The 18,967-nt window shown below is 67.7% G+C and carries 19 protein-coding genes and 1 pseudogene; 12 read left to right on the top strand and 8 right to left on the bottom strand.

Annotated features, from left to right (window positions below):
• Positions 1-50: 50 nt before the first annotated feature.
• From AB0I04_RS53155 to AB0I04_RS53145, 3 genes are all read right to left on the bottom strand, one after another.
• Complete coding sequence (locus AB0I04_RS53155) at positions 51-308, bottom strand: hypothetical protein (RefSeq protein WP_360904025.1); 258 nt, start codon at positions 306-308, stop codon at positions 51-53.
• A gap of 236 nt (positions 309-544) precedes the next feature.
• Positions 545-1,807 carry a PQQ-binding-like beta-propeller repeat protein gene (locus AB0I04_RS53150; protein ID WP_360904022.1) on the bottom strand — a complete coding sequence of 421 codons (1,263 nt, stop codon included), beginning with the start codon at positions 1,805-1,807 and terminating at the stop codon, positions 545-547.
• 32 nt (positions 1,808-1,839) lie between these two features.
• Positions 1,840-2,781 carry a glycoside hydrolase family 3 C-terminal domain-containing protein gene (locus AB0I04_RS53145; RefSeq protein WP_360904019.1) on the bottom strand — a complete coding sequence of 314 codons (942 nt, stop codon included), beginning with the start codon at positions 2,779-2,781 and terminating at the stop codon, positions 1,840-1,842.
• Positions 2,782-2,837: 56 nt separating this feature from the next.
• Here AB0I04_RS53145 and AB0I04_RS53140 point away from each other — a divergent pair.
• Positions 2,838-2,999 (top strand): annotated as a pseudogene (locus AB0I04_RS53140) (carbohydrate ABC transporter permease); the annotation flags it as partial.
• 195 nt (positions 3,000-3,194) lie between these two features.
• On the opposite strand, the gene AB0I04_RS53135 reads toward AB0I04_RS53140, so the two are convergent.
• Positions 3,195-4,019 (bottom strand): winged helix-turn-helix transcriptional regulator, encoded by an 825-nt coding sequence (locus AB0I04_RS53135; RefSeq protein WP_360904016.1) that lies wholly within the window; start codon positions 4,017-4,019, stop codon positions 3,195-3,197.
• A 118-nt stretch (positions 4,020-4,137) separates the two neighbouring features.
• Between AB0I04_RS53135 and AB0I04_RS53130 the strand changes: the two genes are divergently transcribed.
• The gene (locus tag AB0I04_RS53130) at positions 4,138-4,569 is read left to right on the top strand and encodes a PPOX class F420-dependent oxidoreductase (RefSeq protein ID WP_360904013.1); all 432 of its coding nucleotides are present in this window, start codon (positions 4,138-4,140) and stop codon (positions 4,567-4,569) included.
• Positions 4,570-4,602: 33 nt separating this feature from the next.
• Here the strand turns inward: AB0I04_RS53130 and AB0I04_RS53125 are convergent, their stop codons facing one another.
• Positions 4,603-5,433 carry an FCD domain-containing protein gene (locus AB0I04_RS53125; protein ID WP_360904010.1) on the bottom strand — a complete coding sequence of 277 codons (831 nt, stop codon included), beginning with the start codon at positions 5,431-5,433 and terminating at the stop codon, positions 4,603-4,605.
• A gap of 205 nt (positions 5,434-5,638) precedes the next feature.
• Here AB0I04_RS53125 and AB0I04_RS53120 point away from each other — a divergent pair, with 205 nt between their 5' ends.
• Positions 5,639-6,481: a fumarylacetoacetate hydrolase family protein gene (locus AB0I04_RS53120; protein ID WP_360904007.1), complete on the top strand. Its 843-nt coding sequence runs from the start codon at positions 5,639-5,641 to the stop codon at positions 6,479-6,481.
• Positions 6,482-6,520: 39 nt separating this feature from the next.
• Positions 6,521-7,447 carry a VOC family protein gene (locus tag AB0I04_RS53115; protein ID WP_360904004.1) on the top strand — a complete coding sequence of 309 codons (927 nt, stop codon included), beginning with the start codon at positions 6,521-6,523 and terminating at the stop codon, positions 7,445-7,447.
• A gap of 271 nt (positions 7,448-7,718) precedes the next feature.
• On the opposite strand, the gene AB0I04_RS53110 is transcribed toward AB0I04_RS53115, so the two are convergent.
• Positions 7,719-8,927 carry an ROK family protein gene (locus AB0I04_RS53110; protein WP_360904001.1) on the bottom strand — a complete coding sequence of 403 codons (1,209 nt, stop codon included), beginning with the start codon at positions 8,925-8,927 and terminating at the stop codon, positions 7,719-7,721.
• 17 nt (positions 8,928-8,944) lie between these two features.
• On the opposite strand from AB0I04_RS53110, the gene AB0I04_RS53105 reads away from it, so the two are divergent.
• From AB0I04_RS53105 to AB0I04_RS53085, 5 genes are all read left to right on the top strand, one after another.
• Positions 8,945-10,087: a substrate-binding domain-containing protein gene (locus tag AB0I04_RS53105; RefSeq protein ID WP_360903998.1), complete on the top strand. Its 1,143-nt coding sequence runs from the start codon at positions 8,945-8,947 to the stop codon at positions 10,085-10,087.
• 65 nt (positions 10,088-10,152) lie between these two features.
• Positions 10,153-11,127 (top strand): ABC transporter permease, encoded by a 975-nt coding sequence (locus AB0I04_RS53100; protein WP_360903995.1) that lies wholly within the window; start codon positions 10,153-10,155, stop codon positions 11,125-11,127.
• Positions 11,124-11,900: an ATP-binding cassette domain-containing protein gene (locus tag AB0I04_RS53095; RefSeq protein ID WP_360903992.1), complete on the top strand. Its 777-nt coding sequence runs from the start codon at positions 11,124-11,126 to the stop codon at positions 11,898-11,900. The genes AB0I04_RS53100 and AB0I04_RS53095 overlap by 4 nt, the downstream gene beginning before the upstream one ends.
• A gap of 37 nt (positions 11,901-11,937) precedes the next feature.
• Positions 11,938-12,822, top strand: coding sequence for a sugar phosphate isomerase/epimerase (locus AB0I04_RS53090; protein WP_360903989.1), 885 nt, complete (start codon positions 11,938-11,940; stop codon positions 12,820-12,822).
• Entirely contained in the window at positions 12,819-13,487 is a 669-nt protein-coding gene (locus AB0I04_RS53085; protein ID WP_360903986.1) for a nucleoside/nucleotide kinase family protein, read from the top strand. The genes AB0I04_RS53090 and AB0I04_RS53085 overlap by 4 nt, the downstream gene beginning before the upstream one ends.
• Before the next feature lie 52 nt (positions 13,488-13,539).
• Here AB0I04_RS53085 and AB0I04_RS53080 read toward each other — a convergent pair whose 3' ends face one another.
• Both AB0I04_RS53080 and AB0I04_RS53075 read right to left on the bottom strand, forming a co-directional pair.
• Positions 13,540-14,583 (bottom strand): enolase C-terminal domain-like protein, encoded by a 1,044-nt coding sequence (locus tag AB0I04_RS53080; protein WP_360903983.1) that lies wholly within the window; start codon positions 14,581-14,583, stop codon positions 13,540-13,542.
• Positions 14,584-14,612: 29 nt separating this feature from the next.
• Entirely contained in the window at positions 14,613-15,386 is a 774-nt protein-coding gene (locus AB0I04_RS53075) for a FadR/GntR family transcriptional regulator (RefSeq protein ID WP_360903980.1), read from the bottom strand.
• Between the two features lie 329 nt (positions 15,387-15,715).
• On the opposite strand from AB0I04_RS53075, the gene AB0I04_RS53070 reads away from it, so the two are divergent.
• From AB0I04_RS53070 to AB0I04_RS53060, 3 genes are all read left to right on the top strand, one after another.
• On the top strand, positions 15,716-17,011 hold the full coding sequence (locus AB0I04_RS53070) for a sugar ABC transporter substrate-binding protein (RefSeq protein ID WP_360903977.1): 1,296 nt from the start codon (positions 15,716-15,718) through the stop codon (positions 17,009-17,011).
• Positions 17,012-17,127: 116 nt separating this feature from the next.
• Positions 17,128-17,979: a sugar ABC transporter permease gene (locus AB0I04_RS53065; protein ID WP_360903974.1), complete on the top strand. Its 852-nt coding sequence runs from the start codon at positions 17,128-17,130 to the stop codon at positions 17,977-17,979.
• Positions 17,972-18,823, top strand: coding sequence for a carbohydrate ABC transporter permease (locus AB0I04_RS53060; protein ID WP_360903971.1), 852 nt, complete (start codon positions 17,972-17,974; stop codon positions 18,821-18,823). Before AB0I04_RS53065 ends, AB0I04_RS53060 begins: the two co-directional genes overlap by 8 nt.
• Positions 18,824-18,967: the final 144 nt, after the last annotated feature.

The following is an 18,967-nucleotide window of genomic DNA, read 5'->3' as shown; positions in this document are numbered from 1 at the left end:
GCAGCGCTGAACGCGCTGTCGCTCTACTACGGCGACCGCATCACCCTCCACTAGAAGTGATCACCGGCCCGCCCACAAAGATCCGGACAGTCCCGAGTCAGCTGGACACACCTGATTCCGCGGTTGATGTTGTCGGGGATGGCCTGCTGGATGGCGGGGATGTGGGCGAGCATGGCCGGGTCGTCGGCGATCCGGTCACCCAGGTTTTTCAGAACGCGCAGGACGAATGTGGCGTATTCGCTGGTTTCGGTGGTGCGGGCGGCGCGGCGTGCGGCGCGTCGCTGTTTGTCCGGGTTCGGGTTGGTCATTGTCGATAGGCCCTTCTGCTCTGGCCGCCACGTTGTGGCGGCCAGAGCGCGGGGTATGGGGGAGAGGGGCCGTCGAGGAGGCGGGTCACCTCCTCCGGGCCCAGCGCCTTGTCCATGGGGTGATCCTAGGACCGACGCTCGGCATCCACACCTCGTCGGTTCCGCCTGCGACGGTGTCCCAAGACCATTCGCTGTGGATGTGCTCGTCGGGAGGCGGCATCACGAAGCGGCGACGTCTACAGGCTGAGGATCACGGTGGAGTAGCCGTCCGAAAGTTGGTCTTCCAGCCCGGCGGCCGCGCTCTCGCTGTCGGCTTCGGCGATCGCGGCCAAGCTGGGGGTGAGCGCGGAGAGGGCGCCGAAGCCGGTCTTCTGGAACCGGGGAAGCTCGCTGGTGCTGACGATGCCGGGCGGGATGAGTGGAACCTCGACGGAGCTGTGCTGGAGTCCTGTCGTGGCATCGTAGGTGCGAAACAGCAGACGGTGGTTGGGCCGGTCGTCGGTGATCACGGCGTACACCTGGCCGTTTCTGGCGGCGAGGACTCCGGGGAGCGTCTGGGCGGCGGCGAGCCGTACGGTCCACAGCACTCTGCCGTCGGACAGGCTGATGGCCTCCGGTCCGCCCTCCCTGGCAGTTCCGTAGCCGACGCCGTTGTGGATGTCGTCAAGCTCGATCCGCTCAGTGCTGGAGATCTGCCTGATCTGACGGCCGGAGTCCTCGTCCAGCACTGGGATGGCGCCGGGCGCGGAGGCCGGCACCACCTGGTCAGGGCCGGACTGCAGCGGCCGCAGGACGTCGAGGTCGCCGCGCTGCCAGAGCCGCCGCCCAGATCGCAGGTCGTAGGTCTGCAGTTGCCGATCGTCCGACACGGTCAGCGTACGGGTCCCGATGGCCGGCCACTCCTTGAGCAGCGTGGTGCCGCTCGGCTGGACCGCGTTCCAGTGCACCGCGCCGGTCCGGGCGTCGACCGCGTCGATCCGCTGCCCGGAGATCAGCAGTAGCAGTCCGGCCGTACGCGTCGGCCACAACTGCGGCGCCAGTGCTGCCACGGCCGCTCCGACGTCGCGGTGCCAGGCGACCTTGCCCTTCCTGGCGTCGACGCGGACCAGCAGTCCGTCGGCCCACAGCACCGAAAGCGTGTCGGTGCCTCCGTCCGAGGTGAGGCCGACCACGGAGTGACCGGCGCGGCGGTAGGTCCAGTATGCACGGCCCACTGCGGCCAGGCCGTCGGTCGGGCCGGTGATGGCAGGCCACCCGGTGACCGTGAGCGCCGAGTTCCGGCTCACGATCGCCAGACTGCCCGACAGGGTCACCGGACCGGTGGCGGTCGCCGCAACGTGCATCGGGCCGATGTCGGGAGCCGCGGGATATGCGGTCGTCGGCCTCGGGAACTGTTCGCCGTAGGCAGGCGACCCCGGCCAGGCGGCCCAGGTGCCGACGCCCGCGACCAGCACGGCGGCCGCAGCCCCTACCGCCAGCCCGCGCCTGGACAGCCCCATATATCCCCTCCCATAGAAAAGATCCCGACGAGTTAGCAGGTGCCCGCCGATCGGCGAGCCCACAAATGAGTGTGCGACCGCGTGATCCGATCGTGGAAGTTCGCTGGTCCATCCGGGACGCCCGGGACAGGACCGGCGCATCTACCAGCACTTTCTTCAACGAGTCGGGACGGCTTCGTCGAACGACCCGAGCTGCGGCAGTACTTCACTGACGGGGTGAGCTGCCCGCCGGACGGCCCGATCGCGGTACGCGTCCGGGCCATCGCCAAGGTGACGCGGGCCTGCTCACCCGGGGCCAGTTCCACACGTGCGAAGCCGGCCAACTGGAGCAGGGGACGGGTGACCTGGGCGACCGGGTCGCCCAGGTAGAGCTGGGCCACTTCGGCTCCACGCCGGTCGCCGGTGTTGCGTACCGTGCAGGCGATCTCGACCTCGCCGTCTGTGGCGATCTCGTCGGAGCTTAGCGCGAGGTCGGTGTAGGCGAACGTGGTGTACGACAGGCCGTGTCCGAAGGGGAAGGCGGGTGTGGGGTCGAGGTTGCTGACGCCCTCGCTGTTGCCGCCGAGCGGCGGGTGCAGGTACGTGCCGGGCTGGCCACCCGGCGACGCGGGGATCTGGACCGGCAGCCTGCCGGATGGGTTGATCCGTCCGCTGAGCACGCCGGCGAGGGCGGCGCCGCCCTCCTCGCCGGGGAAGAACGCCTGGACCGCGGCGACGACGCGGCCGGTGTAGGCGCCGAGGGCGTACGGCCGACCGGAGACGACGATCAGGATGACCGGGGTCCCGGTGGCGAGGAGCGCCTCGACGAGTTCGTCCTGGACGCCGGGCAGGGACAGGTCGGGCGCGTCGCAGCCCTCGCCGGAGGTGCCGCGGCCGAACAGGCCCGCGCGGTCGCCGACGACGGCGACGCACACCTCGGCGTCGTGGGCGGCCGCCACCGCCGCGTCGATGCCGGAGCGGTCCTCGTCCTTCACCGGGCACCCCGGCGCGTAGCGTACGTCGGTGTCGGGCAGCTCAGAGCCCCGACAAACGCGTTCTTCCCCTGGCGCTGTGGACCTTCCAGGGCCAGTTCACGGTCAACGTGCCCGCCGTACTGGCCGCCGTCCTCCTGTCGACTCTGCCCGTCCTCGCGCTGTACGTCGTCGGCCGCCGCCAGCTGATCGGCGGGCTCACCGCCGGCTTCGGCAAGTAGGCGGCGTCGGTGGGCTGATTGACACCGGTCGCGCGGATGCGGAGGGCGCGAGCCTGGAGTATGTTCAGCCCTGTAATACTTTTGGTCGCCCAACCAAGGTCTCGCCGCAGAAGGGAAGCCCGATCGATGACCGGTGCATCGATTGCCCGAATGTGCCGAGATGTCCCAGTGCGATCAGAGGCGAGTGGCGCCGCTTCAGCCGACGGTGCGAGCCTCATCGGGATCATCCATGTCGTCGAAGCTGGCGAGGATCTTCTCGCACAGCATGCGCAACTGGTTCCGCTCGTAGGGCGCCAAGGGGCCGAGCACATGATCGTGAATGGTGCGCGTGTACTCGGGCCGCGCTTCGTTCATTGCCTGACGGCCCTGTTCGGTAAGGGTGGCGGTGCTGCCGCGACCGTCGGTGGGATCGCTGTCGCGGATGACCCAGCCCGCCTGCTCAAGTCGGGTCACGGCATGGGTGATCCGGCTGGGCTTGCTGCGGGTGGCGGCGGCCAGCTCGCTCATGCGCAGCCGCTGACCGGGGGCGAGCCTGAGCTGCACCAGCAGTTCGAAGTAGCTGGGCGGCATGCCGGCACGATGCTGCACCCGCTGCTCCAGAGCTTCGCGCACCCGCTCACCGGCATAGGAGAATGCCTCCCACACCCCGCGCTGGCCGTTGAGACAGGGCGCTGCCGCCGGCGGTGTGTCACCCGGGTCGCCGTCGGACGCGGAGTTCTCGGCCCAGGCGGCCAGCGCTTCCATCGCCGGGCGCAACCCTTCGCCGCGCGGTGTCAGGGCGTAGACCGAGCCCTCGCTGCCGGAGGCGTGTGCGACCAGTCCTGCCCGGCGGAGTTCGGTGAGCCGTTCGGTGAGGACGCGGTGCGACAGGCCGGGCAGGGAGGCGGCCAGCAGGCTGAACCGGGTCGGCCCCTGCAGCAGCACATCGATGATCTGGCCGGTCCACCGTTTGCCCAGCAGCGCGAACACCGTTCCGGTGCGCGGGGCGACATGCGAGGGGGCGTCCGCGTGGCGTGGCATGGCGCCAGCGTACGTCCACGCCTCACGCATCCAATGAAGTTATAAAAAGTAACTCGATGCTTCTGGTCACGGCGAGATCCAGCCGTGCCCGGAAACACTGACTCTGGAAAGGGATTCCATGCTGTTCACCACCGCTGAGGTCGAGTATCTGACAGGCCAACGACTCGGGCGACTGGCCACCGCACAGCCGGACGGCACGCTGCAGGTCAGCCCGGTCGGGTTCCGTTACAACAGCCGTACGGACACGATCGACATCGCTGGGCACGGGATGGCGCGCAGCCGGAAGTTCCGCAACGTCGCCGACAACGGCCGGGTCGCCTTCGTGGTGGACGACGTCGTCTCGGTCGATCCGTGGCGGCCGCGGTTCTTGGAGATCCGCGGGCACGCCGAGGCGATCGCCGAACCCACCGATTCCGCCTACGATGCCGCCCCCATGGGATTCGACGGAGCGATCATTCGGATTCACCCCGAGCGCCTCATCAGCTTCGGCCTCGGCGACCCGAACCTCGACGTCCGGCCGGGTTCGATCAACGCCCGAAACGTCGGCTGACACCAGCAATGCGGATGAGGCGGTCTCGTAAGGTCAGTGGGGTTCGGCGGGGCTGGTGTTGTGCTCGTGGATCAGGCGCAGCGCTTCGTCGCGGTCGCGTCGGTCGAGGGCGTCGACGAGGGCACGGTGCAGTTCCTGTCGCTGAGCGATGTACTCGGCGAGGGGCTGGTCACCGGCGGGAAGCACGGACAGCGTGTGTCCCTCAATGAGGTCGAGAAGACTGGTGTAGAGCGAGCTGAGCAGGGCGTTCGGGCTGATCGCGGCGATCGTTGCGTGCAGGCGCCAGTTGGCGTGGACGAAGGCGCCCGGGTCGGCGTCGCTGACCGCCCGTTCCATGGCGGAGATGTGCTCACGGAGTCCGGCGATGTCGGCCGGCGAGGCGTGCCAAAGAGCGTCCTCGATCAGCAGCGGATCGAGAGCATCGCGAATGCGTACGGCGTTGGCGACATCGTTCTGCTGCGCGTCCAGGGCCAGGACGGCGTTGCCGAGGCGGGCCATCGGGGACTGCTCGGCACTGAACAGACCCCCGCCGGGACCCGGTTTGACAGTGACCAGACCGCGGGACTGCAACAGACGCAGTGCCTCATTGAACGTGCCGACCGACACGTCGCACAGCGTCCGTAGCTCTTCCTTCGTGCCGAGACGTGAGCCGGGCGGCACGCTCTCAACAAGCTCGGCGACCTGCTCCGCCGCTCGTTCGGCGCGGCCCAGAGCCGTGGAGCGGGCCGCGCTCTCGCCGCCCCTGCCGCCGCGAGACACGGCGGAACCGGTGGGTACAGAGCCGCTCCGCCGTCGGGCGATTTCGCCGCTGGAGGCCGACGTGCCGGTCTTCACGTGCGTGGAACGTTCAGGTGTGGCGGTCAAGACGCTCCCAACGTATTCATCATGCTCGTTTCGCTCTGGCCTCTTGACGCCCTGAATCACGTCGGCCAACATCAGAGTAATCATCATGCTGAATTGCTGGTGGATGAGCAAGAGCCCGTTGTCGCCGCCGGGCGGTCCGAAGTTCCGCCAGCCGGTGAGCGCCCCGCGCAACTGCCTTCTGCCCCTTGAGTTCGGGAGTCATACCGTGCGTATCGCCAACCTCTCGGGTCGCCTGGTGCTGATCCGCGATGGCCGGGCCGTCGATGTCGAGCGGGCCAGTGGTGGCCGCTTTTCGGCCGAACCGCAAGCCGTCTACGAGCGGTGGGAGGAGTTCCGTTCCTGGGTCGCACACGCGGACCTGCCGACCGGGGAGACCTTCGAGCCGGCCGCGCTCGGCTCGCCCGCCCCGGCGCCCCGGCAGACACTTGCGATCGGACTCAACTACCGAGACCACGCGGCCGAGTCCGGTTTCGCGGCTCCCGAGGGACTGCCGCCCGTCTTCACGAAGTTCGCCACCAGCATCACCGGGCCCATCACCCAGGTGACGCTGCCGCCCGACGGTCATACCGACTGGGAGGCCGAGCTGGTGGCCGTCCTGGGTCGCCGCGCCGAGCGCGTCTCGGAAGCGGACGCCTGGAGTCATATCGCCGGGCTGGCGGTAGGGCAGGACATCTCCGAGCGTGTCGTACAACTGGCCGGCCCGGCACCGCAGTTCAGCCTGGGCAAGTCGTACCCCGGCTTCGCGCCCATCGGCCCATGGCTGGTCACGCCGGAGGAGTTCGACGATCCCGACGACCTCGAGCTTCGCTGCACGATCAACGGTGAAGAGGTCCAGAAGGGCCGCACGCGCGACCTGATCTTCTCCGTGCCGACCCTGATCGCCAGGCTTTCCGCAGTGCTGCCGCTGCTCCCCGGAGATGTCATCTTCACCGGCACCCCGGCCGGTGTGGGCCTGGGACGCGACCCGCAACGCTGGCTCGCTCCGGGGGACGAGCTCGTCAGCACGGTCGAAGGCATCGGCGAACTGCGCCAGACCTTCGTCGCCTGAGCAGCAGACTCAAGGCCCGACGGACCACAGGGAGCCCCCATGGCACTGCACCGCCTGACCTCCATCACCATGGGGGTCCCCAACGTCGCCGAGACAGCCGCCTACTACACCGACTTCGGCCTCGCCCACGTAGGCGACGGCTGGTTCGCCACCCGTGATGCCGGCCGCCAGCTCCGTATCGTGACGGCACCCGTCCGACGCCTCGTCGAGGTCCGCGTCGGCGCCGACACCCGCGACGACCTGGCCGCGGTCGCCTCCCGCCTGCGCCGTCTCGGCATCGACAGCGACACCGACGGGCCGACACTGACCGCCTACGACCAGGCCACCGCCGTACGTGCCGTGCTGGAGGTGACCCCTCGACTGGTCCAGGAGCCCGTACCGGCCACCGCGTACAACGGGCCCGGCCGCACTGAGCGCACCGGCGCCCGCGCGCCCGGCGTCCTGCGAACCGATCGGGTACGGCCGCGCAAGCTCGGTCACGCCGTCATCGCGACCCCCGACTTCGACGCCACCACCGCTTTCTTCCGCGAGGGTCTCGGTTTCAAGGCGTCCGACTACATCAAGGACCGTGGAGCGTTCCTGCGCTGCTCCACGGACCACCACAACGTCCTCGTCCTGGCCGCACCGGTCACCTTCCTGCACCATTCCTCCTGGCAGGTCGACGACATCGACGAGGTGGGCCGAGGGGCCGCCGCCATGCTCGAAGACCACCCCGACCGGCACATCTGGGGCCTGGGCCGCCACCATGCCGGCTCCAACTTCTTCTGGTACCTCAAGGACCCGGCCGGCAACTTCAGCGAGTACTACTCCGACATGGACTGCATCGTCGACGACCAGCTGTGGACACCGGAGGTCTTCGAAGGCGCCAAAGGCCTGTTCAACTGGGGGCCACCGCCCCCGCCTTCCTTCCTCGCCCCGGAGGATCTCGCCGCTCTGATGACCGGCACCCACAGTGGGACGAGCTAGACGGTATCGACGGCATTGCCGAGATTCGGCCCGCCATGTGATCGGCACCGACGGGGCAACCAGCTCTGTTCCCTCGGGCTCAGTGCATCGAACAGCGGCTGACCTGTGTTCTATCGCCGGTGCTGCAAGCCAATCCCAAGCTATCGTTCGTCGTCGACGACGTGGTCGGCTTCAGGCCGCGGCGGGCCCGCTTCGTCGAGAGTCGTCTGCGGCGGAGGAGAGTAACGGAGAGGGCGATGGTCACACGCGTATCTCCCGGGCTACCGGGCGTTCACCCGGCGGCGCGCTCCACCAGTTCTTGGACGCGCTGTGGCGCATAGATGCCGTCCACCAAGAGCTCTGCCAGGCCGAGAATGCCGGCGTTGGGATCGAGCTCGCTGCGGACGATCTGCAGGTTGCGGGTGGCCAGGGGGAGTGAACGCCGATAGACCACCTCGCGGATGCCGGCGAACAACTGCTCGTCGGTGTGGGCGAGCTGGCCGCCGATGGCGATGACGCGTGGGTTGAAGAGATTGACGGTGTCGGCTATCGCGCCGCCGAGGATGCGGGCCGCGCGCCGGGCCAGCCGTACGGCGACGAGATCGCCACTGCGGATCAGCCGTACGGCGTCGTTGACCGTGGTGACCTCACGGCCGGCGTCCTGGAGGTCGCGGACGAGAGCCCAGCCCCCGGCGTAGGCCTCCACGCAGCCTGCGTTGCCGCATCGGCAGATCGGCGGCTCGGTGACGTCCTCGACGGTCACCTCGGTGTGACCGACATCGCCGGCGGCGCCGTCCGCTCCCCGGTGGACCTGACCGCCGGCGATAAGTCCGGTGCCGACCCCCGTACCGATCTTGACCATGAGCAGGTGCGCCACGTCGGGATAGCGCAGGCGCTGCTCGCCGACGGCCATCGCGTTGACGTCCTTGTCGACCAGGACCGGGCAGTCGTAACGACGGGTGAACCATCCGGGGATGTCGTAACGGTCCCAGCCGGTCATTATGGGCGGGCTGACCACCCGGCCGGTGGCGAAGTCCACGGGGCCGGGAACATCGATTCCCACCCCGAGCACGTTCTCCTCGGTCTGCCGGGTCTCCTCGAGCATCTTCGTGAACAGCCCGTGCACGAGAGTGAGGACGGCCTCCGGCCCGCTTGTCACATCGGCGTCGGCCGCCCGCTCTGCGCGGACCGCGCCGCCGAGATCGCACAGAGCGGCGCGCAGCCCGGTCGCGCCGACATCGGCCACCAGGAGCACACCACGGTCGCGGTTGACGACGAACTGGCTGGCCGGTCGGCCTCGGGTGCGGGCCTCCTCCGGTGCCGGGACCAGTAGCCCCGCCGCGAGGAGGCTGTCGAGACGCTGGTTGACGGCCGTCCGGGACAGTCCGCTGAGGCGCATAACGTCGGCTTTGGTCAGACCGCCACGGACATCACGGAACAGGCCGAACACCTCACCGTGACTGACCCCCGCTCGCAAGGCGGCGACGTTAACCCTATCCACAAGATCACCTTACCGGCGTGCTGTTGGAGACGAGAGTATGTCATCTTACGACTTTTAAAGTCGAAACAGGGGTTGTCTGGATCCTGAAGTCACCGTATGTTCGTCGCACTGAAGGCGAAAGGAGCGCTCCGATGCGAGTGCAGAAGACGGCATGCCGGATCACGGCGGTGACGGCCGTGGTGACCGCCGGTGTACTAGGGCTGGGTGCCTGCGGTTCCGGCGGCTCGAGCGCCTCCGGCGGCGGCGCGAAGGTCGCCGCCGTGATCAAGGGACTGGACAACCCGTTCTTCCAGACCATGAAGCAGGGGATCGACGAGCAGGCCCGGACGGGCGGGGTCTCGACGACCGTGCAGGCCGCGAACGCGATCACCGACACGACGGGGCAGGCGGAAAAGCTCACTGCTCTCGCCGGCCAGCCCTACTCCTGCTTCATCGTCAACCCGATCTCCGGCACCAACCTGGTTCAGGGCCTCGCCAAGATCGCCGCGGTCAAGAAGACGATCGTCAACATCGACAGCCCGATCGACGCCAAGGCGGCCAAGAGCGCGAAGGCGACTCCGGCCACGTACATCGGCACCGACAACGTCCAGGCCGGCAAGATGGCCGGTGAGCAGATGGCCCGGCTGGTCAACGCCGGAGGCGACGTCGCCGTCATCGGTGGCATCGCCGGAGACGTCACCAGTGGCGCGCGGGTCACGGGGTTCGGGCAGGGCATCGGCCCGAAACTGAAGATCGTCCAGACTGTCGCCGCGGACTGGGACCGGCAAACCGCCCTCACGGCGGCGACCAACGTCCTGCGCGCTCATCCCAATTTGACCGGCTTCTTCGTCGCCAACGACGACATGGGGCTCGGCGTGGCGCGGGCCATCGCCAACGCCGGCAAGACCGGCAAGGTGAAGGTCATCAGCGTCGACGGCATCAAAGACGCCCTGAACGCGGTCAAGAGCGGTTCGCTCGACGCCACCGTCGCGCAGTATCCGTACGCGATCGGCTTGATGGGCGTCGAGGCATGCCAGGCCGCCGCTAAAGGCAAGACGCTGCCCGCGGACGTCAAGGCCCCGGTCGAACTGGTCACCAAAGACAACGCCGACAAGGCCCTGGCCGCTACGCCCAAGCCGTTCGGCTCCTATGACGACCCGTTCAAGGCACTCGGCAAGTAAGGGCGATCACCCGTCCCAGGCGGGAGCATCACGCCCGGGACGCCGTCGCGATTAGAAGGACGGAAATGACAGACGTACAGCTCGCGGTGCCCGGCCGCGACGCCTGGTCGACGCGACTACGGGACATCGGTTTCTGGGCCGAATGGGCGGCTCTCATCGGACTCGTCGTCCTCGTCGTCGTCTTCCAGAGCCTCAACTCCACATTCCTGAGCACCGGCAACGTCCAGTCCATGCTGGTGGCCGCCGCGATCCTGATCATCCTGGCGGTCGGCCAGACATTCGTGATCAGCACCGCCGGCATCGACCTGTCGGTCGCCTCCACCATGACCCTCGGCGCAGTCGTGTTCGGCCAGGCCTACACGAGTGGCTGGGGACTGCCGCTGTCCGCAGTCGTCGCCGTCGTCGCCTCGGCCGTGCTCGGCGTGGTCAACGGCACGCTCATCGCCCGGGGGAGGATCGCCGACTTCATCGTCACACTCGGGACGCTCTCGGCCGCCTCCGGCCTTGCGCTGATCCTGTCCAACGGCAAGCCGGTGACCATCGTGGACCCGTTTCTGCTGCGGCTGTCCACCGGCGGCGTCGGGATCTTCGGGTGGTCGTTCATCATCGCGGCGGTCGTCGCCGTCCTCGCGCACGTGATGCTCTTTCACAGCCGCTTCGGCACGCATGTGCTGGCGACCGGCGGCGCACCGGAGTCGGCCACGGCCATGGGCATCAGCACCCGGCGAATCAAGATCGCCGTCTACACGATCTCAGGAACCCTGGCCGGACTGGGCGCGATCCTGCTGGTAGCCAGAGTCGGAGCCGCCGAGCCGGCCGCCAACACCGCCTTCCTGCTCAACTCCGTCGCCGCCGTCGTGCTCGGCGGGGTCAGCCTCTTCGGCGGACGCGGCACCATCACCGGCCCGGTCATCGGCGCGTTGCTGCTGACGGCACTGGTCAACGGGCTCACGCTGCTGGGGGTCTCTCAGTTCTACCAGCCCCTCGCCGTCGGCATCGTCGTGGTGCTGGCCGCGCTCATGACGAGGTTCCAGCGATGACCGTTCAGCCAAAGCCGGCCGACGCGGCCGGAGACACCCTGCTCGAATGCGAGAACGTCTCCCTGTCCTTCGGCAACGTTCACGCCCTCGTCGAGGCATCACTCACCCTGCGCACAGGGGAGATCACCGCCCTGGTGGGCGACAACGGCGCGGGCAAGTCGACCCTGGTCCGCTGCATCTCCGGGATCCACCGGCCCGACGGCGGCCGCGTGCTCCTTGACGGCCGACCGACCGACTTCCGGTCCCCGGAGGACGCGCATACGGCCGGCATCGAGACCGTCCACCAGAATCTCGCGCTCGTCGAGGACCTCACCGTCTGGCAGAACCTGTTCCTCAACCGGGAGCTCGTCCGGCGGCTGGGACCGATCGCCATCCTCGATCGCCGGGCCATGCAGTCCCGCGCGCAGGAAATGGTGTCCACCCTGGCGGTGAACGTCCCGGCGGTGCGGTCGCGCGTCCGGCGGCTGTCCGGCGGCCAGCGCCAGGCGGTGGCCATCTGCCGGGCGGCCGGCTTCAGCTCCCGGCTGGTCATCATGGACGAGCCCACTGCCGCCCTCGGCGTCCAGGAGACCGCCCGGGTGGAGGAGCTCATCCTCAGGCTCCGCGACGAGGGACACGCCATCCTGCTGATCAGCCACGACTTCGCGCAGGTCATGCGCCTCAGCGACCAGGTGTGGGTCATGCGAGCCGGCCGCTGTGTCGGAGGCCGCCGTGTGTCCGACACGACGGGCGAGGAGATCGTCGCCCTCGTCACCGGCGCCAAGAGCCACTGATCCCGTTCCGCTATCACCCCAGAAGGAACCCATCCGTATGACGGCGCAGACCGCAGTAAACCCGATCGGCGTGCACGCCCTCGTCTGGGCCGGTGACACCTCACCCTCGTCGCTGACCTACGCGATCGAGAAGACCAATGCGACGGGCTTCGACCTGCTCGAGCTCTCCCTGCACGACTCGGCGAACCTCGACGTCGAGGCGGCACGCGAGAAGCTCGAGGCCGAAGGCCTGGGCGTGGCCTGCTCCCGCGGCCTGGCCTTCGACGCCGACATTTCAAGCGAGGACGTCGCCGTCGTCGAACGCGGCGAGAAACTGCTCCAGGACTCCCTCGCCGTCACCAACCGGCTCGGCGGCACGCACTTCACCGGCGCGCTCTACAGCGCGCTCGGCAAATACGACAAGCCGCTCAGCGATGCAGGTCGCCGCAACGTCGTGGCCGTGCTGCGGCGGCTCGCGCAGGAGGCCCGCCGGCGCGACATGACCCTCGGCGTCGAGATCTGTAACCGCTACGAGACCAACGTCGTCAACACCGCACACGACGCTCTCGTCCTCGCCGATGACATCGGCGAGGACAACGTGCTCATCCACCTCGACACCTACCACATGAACATCGAGGAGGACGACCTGGTCCGACCCGTACACGAGGTCGGGGACCGGCTCGGCTACGTGCATATCGGTGAGAACCATCGCGGCTATCTCGGCTCCGGGCACCTGGACTTCACCTCGTTCTTCCACGCCCTGGCCGACATCGGCTACCGAGGCCCCATCACATTCGAGTCCTTCTCCTCCGCCGTGGTGATGGCCGGCCTGTCCAGTGACCTGGCCATCTGGCGCAACCTCTGGTCGGACGGGGAGGACCTGGCACGCCACGCCCGCGCGTTCATCGCCGGCCACCTAGCCGCAGGCCAGGACCGGCGATGACCCTGGAGGAGCTCACGACACGCGCCCGTTCGCTCACCACAGGCGGGCACCGTGTCGTCCTGGGCGTCACCGGACCCCCCGGAGCCGGCAAGACAACCTTCGCCCAGTACTTGGTCAGGCTGTTGCGCCGGACGCCTCTCGACGGAGGGGAACCGGGCCAATGGGTGGCGCACGTGCCGATGGACGGCTTCCACCTCGCCGACGTCGAGCTCGACCGCCTCGGGCGGCGTGACCGCAAAGGCGCCCCGGACACGTTCGACGCCGCCGGTTACGCCGCCCTGCTCCGTCGGCTCCGCGCGGACGAGGACGAGGTGGTCTACGCACCCGCCTTCGAACGCGAACTCGAGCAGCCGATCGCCGGCAGCATCCCTGTGCCACGCGCCGCCCGGTTCATCGTCACTGAAGGCAACTACCTTCTGCTCGGCGACGTCCACTGGACGCGCGTACGGCAGCAACTCGACGAGGTCTGGTACTGCGACCTGGACACGGACGAACGCCTACGCCGCCTCATCGCCCGCCACGAACGCTTCGGCAAGGACCACGAAGCGGCGGTGGCCTGGGCGACGGGTACAGACCAACGCAACGCCGATCTCATCGCCGAAACCCGGCAACACGCCGACCTCGTCATTCCCGCCCCGCTCCTTCGCACGATCGACGATCGGTGAGGGACTGCATCTACGGCGACACCGACAGCGAGCCCGGGAGTCGGCTTGGGCGTTATCCGCCGGGCTGGTCGTATCCGATGCCAGGCGCGGTTGGTGCACGCAGCATTCCGTCCGGGCCGACCGCAGGCTCGCGGATGACAGGGTTGGCGTAGACGAGGGACTCGTAGTAGGTGGTGTTGGGGATGGCCATGCATAGGTGAGCGTTGACGATTCCCGGGCCGTGGACCTCGGCCCGGAGTTGGAAGCTGTCGGCGAGGTGTGCGATCCGCATCGCGCCGGTGATGCCGCCCTTGTACTGTGCGCTGGTCCGTACGCATCCTGCGGCGTCGGCCTTGATGAAGTCGGCGACGTTCAAATGTGCGCCGTCGGATGTCTCGGCGAGCAGGAGGGGTATGGTGACGCGTTCGGCGAGCCAGCGGTACGCGGTCACGTTGAACTCGCGCATCGGCTCTTCGTACCAGGTGTAGCCGGCCTCGGACAGTGCCCGTCCGACGTAGACGGCGTCCATGAGGTCGAACCCGGCGGAGCCGTCGTACATCAGGGGGACCGCGTCACCGACGTGTGCCCGCAGCTTGTGGCACAGTTCCGCGTCCGCGCGTGGGTCGCCCCAGGCGTGTAGCTTGATGGCGGTGTAGCCCGCCTCAAGGCACTGGTCGGCGATGTCGAGGTATTCCTCCACGCAGGAGAACGTCACCGTGCTGGCGTAGGCGGGTATGGCGTCGCGGTAGGTGCCCAGCAGTCGGTGAACGGGAAGGCCCGCCGCCTTTCCCGCCAGGTCCCAGAGCGCGATGTCGACCAGGCCGAGGGCGTAGATGGGGAATTCCTCGATCCGGTCCAGCTCCCACATACGCTGCCACAGCAGCTCGCGCCACAGCGGATCGTGGCCGAGCAGGTCTTGGCGGATGCGGCGCTCGATCAGGTCGGCGACGATCAGTCCCCGCCGTGTGTGTGCCTCTCCGGTCATGCCCGTGTCGGTGTGGATGCGCAGGATGCCGCCGGTCACCGGCCCTTCGGAGCCGGGAAGTCCGGTGCGCCAGCGGAAGGGCGGCTGGGCGGGTAGGTCGACCAGCTCGAGGGTCACGTCGGTGATTCGCATATCGTCCTTCGTCCGGGGGAGTGCGCTGGTCAGGAGGAGGCACCGTCCGAAGGGAAGATGCGGTGCCGGATCTCCTGCTGGAACTGGTGTTGCGTCATATCGACGTGCTCGGCCATGAGCGTCACGGCCTGCTCCTGGTCCCCGGACGCGATCGCCTCGGCGATCGCCAGGTGCTGCTCGGCGGCCACCGCCAGTGATCCGCCTGCGACTCCCGCCAGCCCGATCAGGCTGACCTGCCGCTGGAGTCGCTGTATCGAGTCGACGGTCGCGGAAAGGAACATGTTCGACGCCGCGATGCCGATGCCGGCGTGGAACATCTCGTCGGCCCGGCCGAACGCCTCGATGTCGTTCTGTGCTGCCGCGTCCGACGACTGCTGAGCTGCTTCGCGTAGCGCCCTCACCTGGGTCGGGGTCGCCCGTTGTGCGGCCAGCCGCGTGGTGGTGGCCTCAATGTGGCGGCGGAACTCGAACAACTCGTCCACCTGCCCGAGGTCGGCCGGCAGGAAGTGGGAGAACGACTCCTGCCACAGGGAGCCTTCCGGCTCGGCGACGAAGATCCCCCGGCCTTTCTGTACGGACAGCCGTCCCAGGGCGGAGAGGGTCTTCACCGCTTCCCTGACGATCGTCCTGCTCATCTGGATGGCGTCGGCCAGGTCCTTCTCCGTTGGCAGGCGGTCGCCTGGGGCGAGCTGCTCCCGGACGATGTATTCGAGGATGCGCTCCGCGGCGATCTCGTAACCAGGGCGGTAGCCACCCGAGTCCGGCTGCTGCGTAGCGGGTGACGATGGATCGGATCTGGTCAACCTCTCTCCTCAATCTCCTGGGTGCTCGCCGCGTCGGAGCATCGGTGTCCCGGACACCATACAGTCGCCGATGTTTCATATCTATGTTGTCACGCCGCCTAGTGAAGCACATTCATGGGGTTGACGCGATGAGCTCCCCCGTCCACACTCGTCTCACTCGTGATCCGGCTATCGCTACCGGTCATGACCAGCGACGGTTCCGTGCGTCGACCTGAGCTCGATCAGCCGGCGACGACTCAGGGCGGTGTCGGGAACCGGACGAAACGCGCTCAGGCGCCACTAGAAAATCTGATCTATCTCGTTCAACCAGTCATCGGAAGGGTGCTCGTATGCGGATTCATCTGGGCGTACGGCTAGGGTCGAAGCAGATCAAGATGTGCCGGAGGCCCTTGGCCGCGGTCGTGGGACTGCTTCTCGGCGCGTCGGCCGCTTGCGGCGGGGGAGGTTCTGGCGGCGGCAAGGTGGAACTCACCTACCGAATTTGGGACAAGAACCAGCAGCCGGCCATGCAGCAGATCGTCGAGCGGTTCCAGGCGTCGCACCCGAACATCCACGTGACCGTCCAGCTCACCGCAAGCGCGGAGTACTGGACGAAGATGCAGGCCGATGCGACGGGCGGCAGCGCGCCGGACGTGTTCTGGATGAACGGCCCGCACGCCCAGCTCTACGCCTCGAACGGGGTGCTCCTCCCGCTGTCGGACAGGCTCAAGCGGGACGGCGTCGACCTGGTCAACTATCCCACGACGCTGACCAGCCTCTACGCCTACCACGGGACGCAGTACGGAATCCCGAAGGACTTCGACACCATCGGGCTCTGGTACAACAAGAAGCTCTTCGACGCCGCCGGGGTGAAGTACCCCGACGATAAATGGACGTGGCAGAACGTCGCCGACGCCGCGCGGAAGCTGACCAACGCCTCGAAGGGCGTGTACGGGATCGCCGCCCCGGCCTTCGGCCAGGAGAACTACTACAACACCATCTTTCAGGCCGGCGGGTACGTCATCTCGCCCGACGGCAAGTCCTCCGGCTACGACCAGCCCGCCGCCATCTCCGGGCTGCGCTTCTGGACAGACCTGGTCAAACAGGGCCTCTCCCCGTCGCTGAAGTCGATGACGGACACGTTCCCGGCCCAGCTGTTCGAGTCCGGCAAGATCGGCATGTACTACGCCGGGTCCTGGGACGTGAGCGAGTTCGCCAAGACCGACGCCATCAAGAACGACATCGACGTCACCGTCCTGCCCAAGGGGAACAAGCGGGCTGTCGTGATCCACGGTCTGGCCAACGTCGTGTACGCCAAGACCAAGCATCCCAAGGAGGCGACACAGTTCGTCGAGTTCCTGGGGTCGAAGGAGGCCGCGCAGATCCAGGCGCAGTCCGGTGTGGTGATCCCCGCCTTCAACGGCACGCAGGAGGCCTGGATGAAATCCACGCCCCAGTACCACCTCCAGTCCTACCTGGATGAGGTCGCCTACGCGGTATCGCTGCCGACGTCGAAGAACACCGACGCGTGGCAGACCCAGGAGCCCGCGATTTTCGCTCCGGCCTGGTCCGGGACGAAGGACGTCGCGACCGCGGCGCACGAGATGGCGACGGCGATGAACGCGGCGCTGCAGAAGGAAAAGTGATGCCCGCTGCGAGCACGACCGCCCCGCGCCCGGCGACGCGGGGCGGGAGGCCCAGGCCGGGGCGGGCTCCCGGCCGCCGCGCCGAACAGGGTTGGGCGTACCTCATGGTCGCGCCGATGACCATCGGTCTCGCGGTCTTCTACCTGTGGCCCATCGCGCAGACCTTCTACTACAGCTTCACCAAGTCCGGCCCCTTCGGGGGCCACGCCTGGACGGGAACGGCCAACTACCGGGCCCTGATCCACGAACCGTCGGTGGGCCAGGCCCTGGCCAACACGTTCCTCTACACCGCCATCCAACTGGCCGGAATCCCGCTCGCGATCCTGGTCGCCGCGTTGCTGAACCAACGCGGGCTACGAGGCCGCTCGGTGTACCGGACGCTGTACTTCCTGCCCGTCGTCACCATGCCCGTCGCCGTCGCGATGCTCTGGAGGTGGATGTACAACGGAGACTACGGCCTGGTGAACTACCTCCTGTCAACAGTCGGCGTGCACGGGACGTACTGGGCGTCGAATCCCTCGGTCGCGATGTACGCGCTGGCCGCGATCGGCATCTGGATCTCTCTCGGCTACAACATGGTCATCTTTCTCGCCGGCCTCCAGGGCATCCCCGCCGACTACTACGAGGCCGCCGCGATCGACGGAGCCGGCCCGGCCCGGTCGTTCTTCCGGATCACCGTGCCGCTGCTGAGCCCCAGCATCTTCTTCGCCACGGTCCTCACGGTGATCAACTCACTGCAGATGTTCGACCTGGCCTACATGATGATGGCGACCCCAGGCAGCAACGCCGGCGCTGCGAATCCGGCGCTCCCGCGGGTCCGCACCGTCTCCTACCTCTTCTATCAGAAGGCGTTCGTCGAGCATGACCTTGGATTCGGCGCCGCGATCGCCTTCGTCCTGCTGGCCCTCATCCTCGTCATGACGCTGATCCAGTTCCGGTTGCAGAAAAGGTGGGTGCACTATGCGTGAGGATGCCGCGGCCGCCGGGGGCGTACGGCGTCGTGTGGGCATGGCGGCGACCCACCTGGTGCTCATCGCCGGCGCGGTCGTGATGGTCGGCCCGTTCGCCTGGGAACTGCTCACGTCGCTGAAGACGTTCAGCGAGACGACGCACGTCCCCCTGACGTTTCTGCCACACCACTGGCAGTGGTCCAACTACAGCCGTGTGTTCCACGTCCTCCCCTTCGGGCGGATGTTCCTCAACACGGTCATCATGACCTTGGGGCGGACCGTGGGGCAGGTGGTGTTCTGTTCCCTGGCCGCGTACGCGTTCGCGCGCATGCGGTTCCGGGGCAACAACCTGCTGTTCGGCCTGTTCCTGTCGGTGCTGATGGTGCCGAGCCAGCTCTTCTTGATCCCGCAGTACGTCATTGTCCAGAAACTCGGGTGGGTCAACACGCTGCCGGGGCTGATCGTGCCCGGCATGTTCAGCGCCTTCGGCACCTTCCTGCTCCGGCAGTTCTTCCTGTCGCTGCCACGAGACATCGAAGAGGCGGCCCGTCTCGACGGCGCGAACCCATTCCAGATCTTCTGGCGTATCGCACTTCCCCTGGCCAGGCCCGGCCTGCTGGCGCTGACGATCCTCACGGTGCTGTGGTCGTGGAACGACCTGATGTATCCGCTCGTCGTCACCACCGATTCGGCGAAGATGCCCCTGTCGGCCGGCCTGGCGACCTTGCAGGGCGAGCACTACACCGACTACTCGCTCCTCATGGCAGGTTCCCTCCTGGCCACCGTGCCGATGATCGCCGCCTTCATCATCCTGCAGCGGCACTTCATCCGGGGCATCGCATTCACCGGCAGCAAGGGTTGAGTTCCGCCGATCGGGATCCGGTCGCCAGGCCTCTGAACGGGCACCGCAACGAAAGACATCCCAGGAGCTAGTGATGTCAAGCAGCCCGTTCCAGATGATGCGGCCAGGCGGTCGCCTCGTCGTAGAGGGCACCGGTTTTGAGGC

The organism is Actinoallomurus sp. NPDC050550, assembly GCF_040655075.1.
Classification (GTDB): domain Bacteria; phylum Actinomycetota; class Actinomycetes; order Streptosporangiales; family Streptosporangiaceae; genus Actinoallomurus.
This window is presented reverse-complemented; position numbering and strand designations above follow the sequence as displayed.

What these genes read in the sequence shown, in the direction of transcription:
- AB0I04_RS53155 (WP_360904025.1), bottom strand. Translation starts at nt 308, where the DNA reads ATGACCAACCCGAACCCGGACAAACAGCGACGCGCCGCACGCCGCGCC.
- AB0I04_RS53150 (WP_360904022.1), bottom strand. Translation starts at nt 1,807, where the DNA reads ATGGGGCTGTCCAGGCGCGGGCTGGCGGTAGGGGCTGCGGCCGCCGTG.
- AB0I04_RS53135 (WP_360904016.1), bottom strand. Translation starts at nt 4,019, where the DNA reads ATGCCACGCCACGCGGACGCCCCCTCGCATGTCGCCCCGCGCACCGGA.
- AB0I04_RS53130 (WP_360904013.1), top strand. Translation starts at nt 4,138, where the DNA reads ATGCTGTTCACCACCGCTGAGGTCGAGTATCTGACAGGCCAACGACTC.
- AB0I04_RS53115 (WP_360904004.1), top strand. Translation starts at nt 6,521, where the DNA reads ATGGCACTGCACCGCCTGACCTCCATCACCATGGGGGTCCCCAACGTC.
- AB0I04_RS53100 (WP_360903995.1), top strand. Translation starts at nt 10,153, where the DNA reads ATGACAGACGTACAGCTCGCGGTGCCCGGCCGCGACGCCTGGTCGACG.
- AB0I04_RS53095 (WP_360903992.1), top strand. Translation starts at nt 11,124, where the DNA reads ATGACCGTTCAGCCAAAGCCGGCCGACGCGGCCGGAGACACCCTGCTC.
- AB0I04_RS53090 (WP_360903989.1), top strand. Translation starts at nt 11,938, where the DNA reads ATGACGGCGCAGACCGCAGTAAACCCGATCGGCGTGCACGCCCTCGTC.
- AB0I04_RS53085 (WP_360903986.1), top strand. Translation starts at nt 12,819, where the DNA reads ATGACCCTGGAGGAGCTCACGACACGCGCCCGTTCGCTCACCACAGGC.
- AB0I04_RS53080 (WP_360903983.1), bottom strand. Translation starts at nt 14,583, where the DNA reads ATGCGAATCACCGACGTGACCCTCGAGCTGGTCGACCTACCCGCCCAG.
- AB0I04_RS53070 (WP_360903977.1), top strand. Translation starts at nt 15,716, where the DNA reads ATGCGGATTCATCTGGGCGTACGGCTAGGGTCGAAGCAGATCAAGATG.
- AB0I04_RS53065 (WP_360903974.1), top strand. Translation starts at nt 17,128, where the DNA reads ATGACCATCGGTCTCGCGGTCTTCTACCTGTGGCCCATCGCGCAGACC.
- AB0I04_RS53060 (WP_360903971.1), top strand. Translation starts at nt 17,972, where the DNA reads ATGCGTGAGGATGCCGCGGCCGCCGGGGGCGTACGGCGTCGTGTGGGC.